Annotated in this window: 8 protein-coding genes; 5 read left to right on the forward strand and 3 right to left on the reverse strand. The window is 56.3% G+C overall.

Features of this window, described 5'->3' with window-relative positions; translation table 11 throughout:
- Positions 1-131: 131 nt before the first annotated feature.
- Positions 132-410: a hypothetical protein gene (locus ACOI8A_RS13225; protein ID WP_420647515.1), complete on the forward strand. Its 279-nt coding sequence runs from the start codon at positions 132-134 to the stop codon at positions 408-410.
- Between the two features lie 132 nt (positions 411-542).
- Here the strand turns inward: ACOI8A_RS13225 and ACOI8A_RS13230 are convergent, their stop codons facing one another.
- The 3 genes from ACOI8A_RS13230 to ACOI8A_RS13240 form a co-directional block, all read right to left on the reverse strand.
- Positions 543-2309: a hypothetical protein gene (locus tag ACOI8A_RS13230; protein ID WP_420647514.1), complete on the reverse strand. Its 1767-nt coding sequence runs from the start codon at positions 2307-2309 to the stop codon at positions 543-545.
- Between the two features lie 177 nt (positions 2310-2486).
- Complete coding sequence (locus ACOI8A_RS13235; RefSeq protein WP_420657772.1) at positions 2487-3131, reverse strand: antitoxin Xre/MbcA/ParS toxin-binding domain-containing protein; 645 nt, start codon at positions 3129-3131, stop codon at positions 2487-2489.
- Positions 3132-3339: 208 nt separating this feature from the next.
- The gene (locus ACOI8A_RS13240; RefSeq protein ID WP_420647512.1) at positions 3340-3735 is read right to left on the reverse strand and encodes a DUF6957 family protein; all 396 of its coding nucleotides are present in this window, start codon (positions 3733-3735) and stop codon (positions 3340-3342) included.
- Between the two features lie 488 nt (positions 3736-4223).
- On the opposite strand from ACOI8A_RS13240, the gene ACOI8A_RS13245 reads away from it, so the two are divergent.
- From ACOI8A_RS13245 to ACOI8A_RS13260, 4 genes are all read left to right on the forward strand, one after another.
- Positions 4224-4667, forward strand: a complete 444-nt coding sequence (locus tag ACOI8A_RS13245; protein WP_420647511.1) for a hypothetical protein — start codon at positions 4224-4226, stop codon at positions 4665-4667.
- Positions 4668-5398: 731 nt separating this feature from the next.
- On the forward strand, positions 5399-5914 hold the full coding sequence (locus ACOI8A_RS13250; protein WP_007919523.1) for an Hcp family type VI secretion system effector: 516 nt from the start codon (positions 5399-5401) through the stop codon (positions 5912-5914).
- A 127-nt stretch (positions 5915-6041) separates the two neighbouring features.
- Entirely contained in the window at positions 6042-8948 is a 2907-nt protein-coding gene (locus ACOI8A_RS13255) for a type VI secretion system tip protein VgrG (RefSeq protein WP_420647510.1), read from the forward strand.
- On the forward strand, positions 8945-13636 hold the full coding sequence (locus ACOI8A_RS13260; protein ID WP_420647509.1) for an RHS repeat-associated core domain-containing protein: 4692 nt from the start codon (positions 8945-8947) through the stop codon (positions 13634-13636). The genes ACOI8A_RS13255 and ACOI8A_RS13260 overlap by 4 nt, the downstream gene beginning before the upstream one ends.

Raw genomic sequence — 13636 nt, forward strand, 5'->3', positions numbered from 1 at the left:
TGAGAGCTTGTTGGGATTCCGCATAATTGCTATCGTACCTACCTATGCCAAGAATCGCAACGAAACCATCAGTCGAGCTTCTAGCTGCGCGCAGTGAGCTACGACGCCATATCTCCGGGCTTGGGATCTCCGTGAACGAGTATTCCAGGCGATCTGGGGTTCCCCAGTACACCTTATCGAAATTCCTCAACGGCCATATCAAGACCATCACTCCGGCGGTTGAGGACGCGTTGAGTTATGCCAATATTGGCATAATCAGGGATATCGTTGAGCTCACGGAGAACCCGGCCATTCGGCGGGCGCTTGGTCATGCGTGGGATGGAACGGAACAAGGCGCTCAAGCACTCGCCTTGATGATTGATGCTATGGCTCCGGTCATTCGCTCGGCACAGCTTGGGTCGATGCAATAATTCCCGTGAGTCGGTCTGCGCGCGCATAATTACGGCGCGTCCTCAGGTGTACTGAAATTAGGGAGTTTATGATCGGAGGATAAACTCCATAACTTCAGTACATATCGCCATAACCCCAAGCATCGGCACTGCTCAGATGAGGGTAATGCCCAGGGGATAGAAGGCGTAGAAGAGCGTTGTGCCGATGTCAGAGTGGTGCCGGAAGATGTTATTGGGATGTCTCAACGGTGTTTTCAGATTTCGGAAGTTACCGTTGGCAAGCCGGATTTCAGCGCAGATTCTGGAGATCTCGACCAACGCCTCGGCTTCATTGTTTATCTCCATCAGAAGCCCGGAAATTTTTTCCTCACCGTACACAGTGCCTCTTCGAATTTTTTTGCGCTGGAGTTCAAATAGGTAGAAAAAGCGGCCGGCAATCTTGATGCGCGCAACCAATATTCCTCGCCGGCGGTTGGCATTTTCTTTGTACGCCAGCCATGTTCGGTTTTTATCTTTAGGGGCCTCGGATTGGCTAAAGGCCGCAAGTGCCAGCAATCTGAAGTCTACGCTCTGCACGAAACCTTGACGCTCTGACTGCCAAGCCAAGCTAGAGAAGCGTTTTTTGCCCTTGTGGTGTTGCAGCGCCTCCCATACAGCTTGAAGGGCACCTCCATCCCCGCGAACGTGCTTTGCGACCGCAGTGAATTTGCTGACGCCTTTGTTGTAGCCATGTGGGTCGCCGGTGGAGAGCACCTTGGTCGTGCTCGGTGGAACCAGGATGGCGTTTTTCTTAGAAAGCGATCGTTCGTCAAATGACACGGTATAGGGGCATTCTGGTCCAAGGATTTGAAATCCCGGGTCTGGCTTTGACCATCGAGCAGATGCTTGATCTGGTTCCTGAAGGTCGGTGATCACAAAAGGATCCTGTGGCTTTGCCGCTTCAATCTTGACTCTCATCGTGTCGAGAAGGGACGGATCTTGCTCAGGATCATCCTTGGAATATTTGACTCGGTTTATTTCGTAGGGATGATCCTGTGGCTGACTCATGCCAGTGATCTCGTAGCACAGAAATGTATTTTGATCGTTGATCCAGCGGCCGCGAACCTTCAGCCTTGCAGGGCCTTGGAACCACGGTCTAACCCGCAGGCTCGTCTCTTTCATGTTCTTGCCGTGTGCATTGTCTAGTTCGGCGTAGAGCAGCTTGGCGACCTGTTCGGTGTAGTCGTTGTACAGGGCGTGTGCCAGAAACAGCCCATCGTCGTCAGGAACATTGGGGTGTGGCTTAACAAGCCAGGTGTGGGGATTTTTCTTGGTGTCGGTATAGAGGAGCTCGCGCACCTTGGGCCACGGGTAGGTCGTCAGTATTCTGGCCATGTCCGACGTGCTGCCATAACACCGGTAAAGAAACTCTATACTGGGGATCAGTAGGTTTTTGCCTTTCGGTAGGGGGAAGCTGAGAAACTCGGTCAGCACCTTGTCCGTTGGCTGGCTTCTAAGCGGATAATCGGTTTTGAAATAGGGAAAGGGTTGGTGATTGCCGTGGATACTGACGTGGGACCAGGCACCGTCAGTGAAGTCAACAGAAAACTCTTGGTCTTTACCTAAGTCGGTTTCGGCAATGCATTTTCCTCCTTGCCAAATGGTTCCCAGGCGAAAGCTTCCCAAGCGGCTTACGCCGATCAATGCTGGCGTCACGCCTGCGGGCTCATCGTTGCGGTCTAAAAACCGAAAGATGACCTCCACGAACGGAATGCTTTCAGCCTCGAAGTTTTTTCTAATGCGCTCGTAAGACCAGACCACCACCGTTCCATTGCGGATGTGTTTGATGGCTTCGCCGTCATCGGTTGTGCAGAGATTGTCGCGGGGCGGAACTCGCTTAATTCGTTGGAACAATTCGCAACTCCGAATACGCAGGAGCATCTAGCTCGTCGTTGATTATTGGCTGACTAAGCTGGACTCCAAGCATTATTCGCATATTGTCCTGATCTGTTTGCAGCTCCGCCAGAGGGGTCGTACGTTACCTGTAAAACCGGTTATGCTCCAAGTCGGCAGCCGATAAGGCACGCTGATCGTTTCTGCGCATCATTGCGAGCAGGATCAGAGCGACATTCCTTCCGTTGCTTGAGCAAGAAGCTCCTCTATCTGGCGTGCTCCGATGGTTGTGGAGAGCATCTCAATAGGGCTTTTGCCCAAAAAACGAGACTTCGGTTTGGACAGCCAGCGCAAAGCCTTGTCAGTGTCCCCAAAAAAGGATTCGGCTAAAGTAATGGTGTGTACCAGACGAAATAGGTGATCACTTTCACGGGTGCTCAGTCGCTCGCCGCTGGCCAGCTTTGCCTTGAGCGTCTGGGCAGGGACGATGGCGTCCTGAGTTTCAAAACTAAGAAGTCCCAAGTCACTCAGTGCCTTAATAACGCTTGCCTTAAAGCCTGCATCGATCATTTCATGAATGTGCTGGGCAGTTGCGTCCTCGGGAATATTGAGTAACACCTTCATGCGGCTTCGATAGCTGGCGTCTGCTTGAGCGCGTTCCAGTTCGGGAACTTTGGGAGACCCACACGCAAGGTCGCGGATCGGGGTCAGGATAATCGTGTCGCCAGCGATGGTGATTTTCAGATCATCCCCGATGGCTAGGCCCATCTCTTTCAACAGCGCAGCAGGCAAGTCGACGATGACATCGCCACTGCCATCGTTGGTGGCTTGGGCCGGAACGATCCAGTTTCTACTTTCCTTCATAGTCATCCACCCGGCGTTTCATCAGCAAAAATGATGCTCAATGCTCGCGCGCCCAGCGTCTCTTGTCATGAAATAAAGAGTCTTCGCCAGGTAATGGACCTGAAATTGCGATAAGTGGTCTGTTCGGCTGTGGTGTACAGGGTCAAGGGCGGAGGCCGCCACGGGCCCGATCTTCATTGCAAGGGCGCGAAGGAGCCAGGCGGGGGAAGCCCGTTCAAGTCAGACTTAGAAGGTCAGTCAGCGTGATGCTCTGGCGTGTGCCCTTACCTAGCAGGACATACAACGTATTTCTTGTGAAAAAGAGCCCTTCGCCCTCGTATCTCAGCTGAAAGGTACTACGTACCCAGTCTCCTCTGTTAAAGCGCTCGCGACTGTCGCGCACGACGCTGCGCGCATAGACCAGCACTGGTTCAAGGCCACGGGAGCGTAATGCGTCATACCCCTCGCCGCAGGGTTCCAGCTCGAGCAAGGTCCAGTCCCGCACCAAGCAAAACGAATACTGGCCAAAATTGATTTGTACAAAGTTGGTTGCGTCTTCAGCTGACAAGTCGCAACCATTGACAACCTCTCCCTGTCCGCTCAAGAGCTGCTGTAGTCGTGCGAGATCCATTACGCATGCCCTCTTGGAAAATGGCATTTTCAACGTGTTCCGGCGGCTGTGTCAGGGCGACTGCCAGTATTTGCTCATATTGATAGTACACTTCAAGGTTCGTACGTAGCTGAGCGAGTAGTAGCTTGCACCTCTTCGCGCGTAGCCGCTCGAAAGTCTAGACAGCGCCATGGATGCGGCAATGCTTATAGACACCCGCTGAGTGGAGGACTTAACCTAGCCCCAGCTTGCTCGGTGGCTTGGTATTTTGCTCTCTCGTCGCTGACCGCGTGCCCAGTGATAAAAATTTGTTAGGACAAAGAGGTTTTCGCCTGTGAAATCTCAGTGCCTGATTAAACCTATGCAAACAACGCACTTCATGCCTTTGTGTCAGAGCCAAAGGATTGGGACGGTTTTAATGGGCTGGCAGCTGCTGCTAAGGACATCTCCACGTATTTGAAGACGTACTTCAGGTGCGAGAAAGATATTAAAATCTGAGTGCTTGTTTAATGTTTAAAGAAATTCTGGATGCGCTTGGGAAAATTAGATCTTGTTCTTTGACCATCGTGTTCATTGCATTAGCAATCTCAACTTTTTCCGAAAGTGGCGGACCGATCGCTAATCCTTTTTCTATGATCAGTATGTTACTGCCGTTTCTGGTGTTTTTCGCATCGTTGTTGCTGATCTGTTGGGTGGACTTGATCCATCGTGTCAATAGTCGCTTAGCTGATCATGACCAGGCTAGCTGGGGACCGATGCTTGGTGGCTCGCTGTTAGCGTTTTGTTTGTCCGTCACCTTTTGGTATGTGTCCAACGTGCCTGAGCCTCTGAGTCTCAAGCTTTTCGGCACGCCGAATTTCATCCGGCTTTTTGCGCTTTATCTCTTTGCTATCGAAACCATCAATATTGGTCGTTTCTCCCGCCAGCGGGAGAGAACTGCAAGGCTGGGTTGAAGCGAGTGTTGGGATTACTACAATACCGTTCTTCAATCAGGCAGCCTGTCAATGAGCGGGGCCCGCCGCCACATGTACCATCCCCAGACTAGTTCTACCTCCTACCTGGTCAGCACTTTTACGTCTGGGACATAAAAAACGACTCAACACTGGCCGGTGTTCCTTACCCTGACCGTCGGTGGCAACTCGCTTGCGTCCTCGGGCGCAGTCTGAGATTTTAGGTTGAGTGCGGTTCCAAGGCCTAGATCTGACTTTTTTTATCAACGCAAAACACCAGGGCTTGTTAGCGCTGACGCCGAATTGACCCAGTTGCCAAAGATGTCCCTGATCCAGTCGGACTCACTGAAACACATTGCCTAAGCAGGGGCTGTGCCGATTTGGAGGTGTAGCATTCTTGCGTCGGCACATGGGTCAATTCGGTATAGCTCTCAACAACCAGTGCGCAAGAAGTTGCGCAGTTGTCCGTAATAAAACCTCGATAAAAACCGCTACAGGCCTTGCCGATCAAGGCTTCCAGCCAAGTGCGCAAGAAGTTGCGCAGTACTGCGCAACTTCTTGCGCACTTTTCGACGAATTCAGTGGGAATTTTCGCCGTATCTGCGAAGAAAACGAACTAAACCCCCGGTTTATAAGGGTTTGAAAAAGTTGGCATGTTAATTGATTGCAATTGGCCGCCTCTTGGGTGATATCACCTATCGGCGCACCCCACGATTCAGCAAGGAGAGCATCCCATGGCAACACCAGCGTACATGTCGGTTACCGGCGAAAAACAAGGCCTGATCACTGCTGGCGCCTTCACCGCCGACTCCGTTGGCAACACCTACCAGGAAGGTCACGAAGACCAGGTCATGGTTCAGGCGTTCAGCCACGACGTGATCATCCCGCGTGACCCGCAATCCGGTCAGCCAACCGGTCAGCGCGTTCACAAGCCAGTTGTGATCACCAAGGTCTACGATAAGGCTTCGCCGCTGCTGCAAGCCGCTCTGACTTCCGGCGAGCGTATGAGCGAAATCGTTATCCAGTGGTTCCGTACCTCGGCTCAAGGCACCCAAGAGCACTACTACACCACCAAACTGGAAGACGCGATCATCGTCGCCATCAACAACAAAATGCACAACTGCCAGGATCCAGGCAATTCGCACTTCACCCACCTGGAAGAAGTGCAGTTCACCTACCGCAAAATCACCTGGACTCACGAAGTATCCGGTACTTCGGGTTCCGATGACTGGCGTGCTCCAGTCGTTTAATTACGGCTGATTGATGCACTTGCCTGGGCTGGCGCTGCTGGCCCAGGCGTTCAACCAATAAAGAATTTTTCACCAATAGCCCACCAACGGGCTGTTGCGCGTCGCAGCATTGTGCGAGGAACAAGGGATGTTCTCACCGGCTAACCAGCCTCATTTCAACCTGACTGTCGATGGCGTGGAAAACGATTTCCAGGTCTTGTCGTTTACCGGCCGGGAGGCACTCAACACCCCCTTCGAATTCGAGCTGGAACTGGTCAGCGAAAAGGCTGCGATCAACCTCGAAAGCGTGCTGCATAAACTGGCGTTTCTTCAGCTGTCGCCGACCGGTACTGGCATTCACGGGCTGGTCTACAGCATCGCCCAGGGCGAGGCGGGCAAGCGTCTGACGCGCTACAAGATCTCCCTGCGCCCGCAACTGGCGTACCTCGCGCACAGGGTCAATCAGCGGATCTTCCAGCAGATGACCGTGCAGCAGATCATCAGCAAGGTGTTGGAAGAGCACGGCATCCTCGCCAGCGATTATCATTTCCAGCTCAGCGCGATTTACCCCGAGCGCATCTACTGCGTGCAGTACGACGAGACGGATCTCGACTTCATCCAGCGCCTGTGCGAGGAGGAGGGGATTCACTACCACTTCCAGCACACCGCCAGCGGCCACAAACTGACCTTCGGCGATGACCAGACGGTGTTCCCGAAACTCGCGCCAGTGGCTTATCAGCAGGACTCCGGACTGGTCGCCGACAAACCGGTGGTCAAGCGCTTCGGCCTGCGTCTGGCCACCCGCACCAGCCGCACCACGCGGCGTGATTACGACTTCGTCAAACCGAAAATCGAGCTGGAAAGCGATGCCAAAAGCAGTGCTCAACCGGACCTCGAGGACTACGACTACCCAGGCCGTTTCGTCGATCGCGACCGTGGCAAGCATCTGGCCAATCGCGCATTGGAACGCCACCGCAGCGACTACCGTCTGGCCGAGGGCAACAGCGATCAGCCGATTCTGGTCAGCGGGCATTTCCTCGCCCTCACCGAGCACGCCAACCCGACCTGGAATGACCTGTGGCTGCTCACCGAAATCTTCCACGAAGGCAAACAGCCGCAGGTGCTGGAAGAGTCGGTGACCAGCGACACCACCGAACTCAAGGACGATTTCCACCAGGGCTATCGCAACCGCTTCAGCGCGATTCCTTGGGACGTCCCATACCGTCCGCCGCTCGATCACCCGAAACCAAAAGTCCTCGGCACACAGAGTGCGGTGGTCTGCGGCCCCGAAGGTGAAGAGATCTACTGCGACCAGTACGGCCGGGTGAAGGTGCAGTTTTTCTGGGACCGCGAAGGCAAGCACGACGACATGACCAGTTGCTGGATGCGCGTCGCATCGAGCTGGGCAGCCGAAACCTTTGGCTCGATCAATATTCCACGGGTTGGCATGGAAGTGCTGATCACCTTCCTCGAAGGCGATCCCGATCAACCACTGATCACCGGTTGCCTGTACCACGGCGCCAATCTGCCGCCGTACAAACTGCCGGATTTCAAGACCCTCGCCACGGTCAAGAGCAAGGAATACAAAGGCAGCCGCGCCAACGAACTGCGCATCGACGACACCACCAGCGAAATCAGCATTGCGTTGCGCAGTGACCACGGTGCGAGTGCGATCAATCTTGGTTACCTGACCCATCCGCGCCCGAGCGGCGGCCAGCCAAGGGGTGAAGGTTTTGAACTGCGCACCGACCGCCACGGCGCGGTGCGTGCCGGTGCCGGCCTGCTGATCACCACCGAACCACGCCCGAACGAATCCAAACACCACAAAGACCTGCCGGAAACCGCCGAACGCCTTGCCACCGCCAGCGATCAACAGGACGGTTTCGCCACGCAGGCCAAAGAGCTTCAGGCTCAAGAGGTGGGCGATCAGGACGACGTGGCCAAGGCCTTGCACGCCCAGCACCAAGGCGTGCTCGGCTCGGGTCCGGCAAACCTCACCGCCAATGAGTTCCCCGAGTTCACCGAACCACATCTGGTCCTTGCCAGCCCGGCCGGTATCGCCCTGACCACACCGCGTTCCAGCCACATCGCCACCGGCGAACACCTGGCGCTGAGCAGCACCGGCCACACCAGCCTGTCGATCGGCAAACGCCTGCTGGCCAGCGCCAGTCGGGGCATGCGCCTGTTCGTGCAGAGTATGGGCTGGCGTCTGGTCGCAGCCTCTGGCGACATCGATGTGCGCGCTTTGAAGGACAGCATCAACCTGCTGGCCAAACTCAACATCACCGCCAATGCCGACCGCATCACCATCACCGCGAAAACCGAACTGGTGATCCAGGGCGGCGGCAGCGCAACAACGTACAACGCCGGCGGCATCACCCACGCCACCACCGGCCCGTACACCGCGCACGCGGCGAATTTTGCCTACACCGGGGCGAAATCCCTGGCCGGTGTATTCCCGGAACCGCCGAAACCGGGCAAGGGCAATCTGGAATTGTTCAACCAGTACGCCGGGCGCCAGGGCATCAAGGAAGGCGATTACGAAGTCATCGACGCCTTGGGCAAAAGCATCAAGGGCAAGCTCGACGGCAAAGGTTTCGCCAGCGTCGCCGGTGCCGCACCGGGGCCGGCGCGTGTGCTGTTCGGCAAAGACCCGGCGGACACCTGGAGCGATGGCAGCTACATCGGCAAACCGGAATGGCCGTTGAACCCGCCGGGGCCTGAAGAGGTGCCGAGTCAGGTGCAGGCGATGGTCGCCAAAGTATTGCCGAGCAAGAGTTGGGACATGTTGGAGAAGGGCAAGGATATGGCGCAAACAGGGATGAGTGCGATGCAGACCGCGCAAGGCGCGATGCAAACCGCGCAGCAGGTGAAAGGCGTGGTGCAGGGCGGTGTGGCCGGGTTGCCGAAGCTGGCGAGTGCGGCTTTGCCGAGTGCATCGGGGATTCTGGGGGCGGCGAGCAAGGCGGGCAAGTTGCCAAGCCTGCCTGCACCGAGTCTGCCAAAACCTTCCTTGAAAACCCCGGGCCTGTTGGCTGGTGAGATGCTGTCATGACTACAGAAGTAGCTGTTGTAAAACGTGAACCTCAAGTCGCTATCGTTCCACTGAACGCCATCGACATTAAGGACGTCGCCAGCAGTGCGGCAACCTTCGATGCCTGGCTGCAATCCGCCACGGACGGCGTGGTCACCCTTGATCGAATCAAGAACTACGCCGGCTTCGTGCCAGTCGTGGGCAACATCATGGCGCTGGTCGATGCGCTGGGTGACATCGTCACCTTGTCGAACGCCAAGCAGCGCGACTTGCTCGTGTGGGCCAGCCTGGGCATCAACCTGATCGGCGTATTGCCTTTGCCGCCGGCGATGGCCGCTGCGCGCATGACCCTGCGCCCGACGCTGTTTCTGGTACGCCAGGAGATGAAGGCCAGCAGCAAATTGTTGCTCAGCACCTCCGTGATCGAGGTGCTTGTCGGGCACCTGAACGCTTCGATTGTCGGCACGCTGGATGATTTTGTTGAACAGGCCAAAGGCAAATTGCCCGGCATCCTGGCGGACGCTGGCAAGCTCGGCGAAGACGTCATCAACGAGATTGCCAAAGGCATCGAAGCGGTGGCTTTCGGCAATCTGGATGCCAAAGGTGATCTGAATGCAGCCAGCGCACAGGCAAGCGCAGCAGCCGATCAATTCAAGAATGATCCGCTGGGATCATTCAGCAATGTGTTCGGGGCTGCTGCGAGTGCTTATAAAGCGGCCGGCAAGGGCCTGGCCAACAGCGTGGCACAAAATCTGGTGCCCGATGACTTCAAAAAAACCGTCTCCGACGAAACCAAAAAACTGCGCGCAATGGGCCCGGAGCTGCGCACTCAGTTAAGCAAGCTCGACGATGAATCGGTGCAGAACTCCATCGGTTGGTTGCTGTTTATCCTCTCCAGCGCCGTGACCCTGTGGCGCAAGCGCAATGCTCATGGCCAGAGCACCGCGGTCCATCCAGACAAGACCGGTCAGGCAAAGCACACGGCGTCTGATGGTCAATTGGGGTCCAACGGCCAGCAGGCTCCGGCGAAAGGGGCGCCCAATCCGAAGAAAGGTCCCTGTGAATGCGCCACGGACTTCAGCATCAATTTCGCCTTGGGTTCGGAAAGCCTGAGCCATACCGATTTCAGCCTGCCCGGCCCATTCCCGATCGAATGGACACGCACCTACAACTCGCGCCTCGACGCCTACGATCAGAGTGAACTCGGTGCCCGCTGGATCAGCGAGTTCACCACGCGTTTCGACTGCATGGACGAGGGCCTGACGTTCTACGGCGCCGATGGCCGAGACCACAGCTATCCGCTGCCCAAAATCGGTCTGTTCCATTATGACGCCATCGAAAACATCACCCTTGTTCGCAGTGGCGAAGATCAACTGCTGCTGTGCCGTGGTTTCGAACGCAAGGAAACCTACGTCCGCCGTGGCCAGCGCTATGTGCTGAGCAATATCTCGCTGCGCAATGGCACGGGGATCATGCTGCATTACGAGCATCGTCACGGCGAACACTCGGTGCTCTCCGACCTGATCACCTACCAGGAAAACGACACCAGCAAGGTGCACTCGCACCTCGGCACGATGATCGACGATCACGGCCGGTTTATCGGCCTCTGGCAGATCGTTGACGGCGAACCGCTGCGCCAGCTCTGCGCCTATCAGTACGACGCTTATGGCGACCTGATTCAGGCGCAGGACGAGAACGGCGCAGTCAGGTCGTATCAGTTCCAGCATCACCTGATCACTCGCTACACCGACCGCACCGGGCGCGGCATGAATTTGCAGTGGGACGGTTCAAGTGCCAAGGCCAAAGCCATCCGCGAATGGGCGGACGACGGCAGCTTCGACACACGTCTGGAGTGGGACGAAAACATCCGTCTGACCTACGTCACCGACGCCCTCGGCAACGAGACTTGGCACTACTACGACATCCTTGGCTACACCTACCGCATTCGCTACGCGGATGAGCGCTCAGAGTGGTTCTTCCGCGACGACGCGAAAAACATTGTGCGTCGCGTGAATGCCGATGGCAGCGCCGATCGCTACAGCTACGATGAACGCAGCAACCTGCTCGAGCACATCCGCGCCGATCACACGGTGATGCATTACGCCTACGATGATCAGGATCTGCTGATCAAGATCAGCGATGCTGAGGGCGGTCAGTGGCAACACGCTTATGACGATCAGGGCAATCTGGTCGAAGCGCTCGATCCGCTCGGCAACAAAACCGAGTACGCCTACAACAAGACCGGACAGCCCACGGCGATCAAGGATGCCAACGGCAACGAAAAAACACTCGACTACAACGACGCCGGGCAACTGGTCGAGTACGTCGATTGCTCGGGCAAGACCAGCACCTGGGAATACAACGAACTGGGGCAGATGATCTGCTTCACCGACGCGGCCGGGAACGCCACCGAATACGAATACAAGGCCGGCCAACTGGTGCTGATCAAGCACCCCGACAAGACCGAAGAGCGCTTTGAACGCGACGCCGAAGGTCGACTGTTGGCGCATGTCGATGGACTTGATCGTTGCACCACGTGGAGCTACAGCGCGGCTGGCTTGATCGCCGAACGTGTCGATGCCGCCGAGCAGACCCTGCGCTATCGCTGGGACCGTCTCGGAAGGCTAACGGCACTGGAAAACGAAAACGAACAACGCGCCCACTTCCACTACGACCCGGTCGGTCGTCTGCTCGAAGAGCGCGGTTTCGATGGGCGCAGCACGCGTTATCAATACGACCCACTCACCGGACGCCTCGCGCAATCGATCAATGGCCAACGTGTCATCTCGTTGAGCTTCGACCCGATGGGCCGCTTGACCGAGCGTCGCGCCACCTTGGGCGACCAGTCGCAAAGCGAAACTTTCGCCTACGATGGCAACGGCAATCTGGTGCTGGCCGACAACGCCGACAGCCGTCTGCAATGGTTTCTCGACCCGGCCGGCAATCTGCTGCGCGAGCACCAGCATTACCTAGGACTGGAAAAGCCCACCATCGCAATCTGGCAGCACGAGTACGACGTGCTCAACCAACGAGTCGCCACCGTGCGCCCCGACGGCCACCGCGTCAGTTGGCTGACGTACGGCAGCGGTCACCTGCTCGGTCTGCGCCTGGATGAACACGAACTGATCGGCTATGAGCGTGACGACCTGCACCGCGAAGTCGCCCGCCATCAAGGCAACCACCTGCTGCAAACCCAAAGCTGGGATCCGGTCGGTCGCTTGCGGGAGCAATTGCTGGGACGCAGCGACGACAAATCCACGCTGCTCAAACGCGAATACACATACGACGCTGTAGGCCAACTGACGGACATCAACGACAGTCGCCGCGGGCCAATCGCCTATCGCTACGATCCTGTCGGTCGTCTGCTTAGCGCCGTAACGCGTCAAGGCGTGGAAACTTTTGCTTTCGACCCGGCCGGCAACCTGCTCGACGACAAAGCCACAGAGATTCGCCGACCACTGGATCTGACCCCACCGCGCAGCAAATTGGTCGACAACCTGCTGCGCGAATACGTCGGCACGCATTACGACTACGACGAACGCGGCAACCAGATTCAGCGCTGGAACAACGGCCAACGCAGCGATCTGCGTTGGGACCTGTTTGATCGACTGGTGCATTTCGAGGACACGCGCCTGAGCGTGGATTTCGCCTACGACGCACTGGGACGCCGCCTGCACAAAAACTCCCGCGCGCACTACAAACAGCGCCCGGAAGCAGGCTCTCTCTGGAACAGAAACGAACACGCTCGCAAACAGCGAGAACTCGGCTGCGGTCTCACCTTGTACGGTTGGGATGGTGACAATCTAGCCTGGGAAAGCAGTCCAGCGCAGAGCGATGGCGAGCCGGGTCGCACGGTGCACTACGTCTTCGAGCCGGGGACTTTTGTTCCTGTTGCGCAGGCTGTACGGCATGCACCGATCAATCTGATCGGACTGCCGGATTACAGCGGTGAATACAGCTTTGATGAAGACCCGGTGTGGAATCACAAGGCAACGGCGTTACCGTTTGATGCGTTGGCCTGGTACCAATGTGATCACCTCGGTACGCCGCAGGAACTGACAGATTCCCAAGGCAACCTGGCCTGGACCGCGCAATACAAGGCGTGGGGGCAGGTGACGGAGCATCGCTCGGAATGGGCGAGGCAGCATGGTGTGATGAACCCGATCAGGTTCCAAGGGCAATATCACGATCATGAGACAGGGCTGCATTACAACCGTCATCGCTATTATGATCCAGCTGTTGGCCGCTATATCAGTACAGATCCTATCGGTTATGCAGGTGGCCTGAACGGATATACCTATGCTCCTAACCCAACTGGCTGGGTTGACCCCCTCGGACTCACAAGTACAATCGATGGAACCGGGAAGAAAGTACCTCTTAGTGATCTAGGAGTTCCTGATGGGAAGCTTTTTGATCCAAAGCCCGATATAACCACAGCTTATAAGCGAGCTCCGGATTGTGGTCCCACTAGAGGGCAAACAGCGGAGATGCAAGGCCTTAGCTGCGTCAGGTGCGGAAAGAAAGCTCCTAAAATGGTCGCGGATCATAAAGATGCGCTTGTAGTAGAATATTATCGAACGGGTACTAATGATGTTGGGGCTCAAACATCATTGGAAGCAGTACAGCCCCATTGCCCTACCTGCTCTCGTCAGCAGGGGGGACACGCTTCGGCATTTTCAAAATGTATGAAAAGTAAACTAGGAATTTAG

The sequence above is a fragment of the Pseudomonas sp. P4795 genome, from assembly GCF_048822895.1.
Taxonomy (GTDB): Bacteria; Pseudomonadota; Gammaproteobacteria; order Pseudomonadales; family Pseudomonadaceae; genus Aquipseudomonas.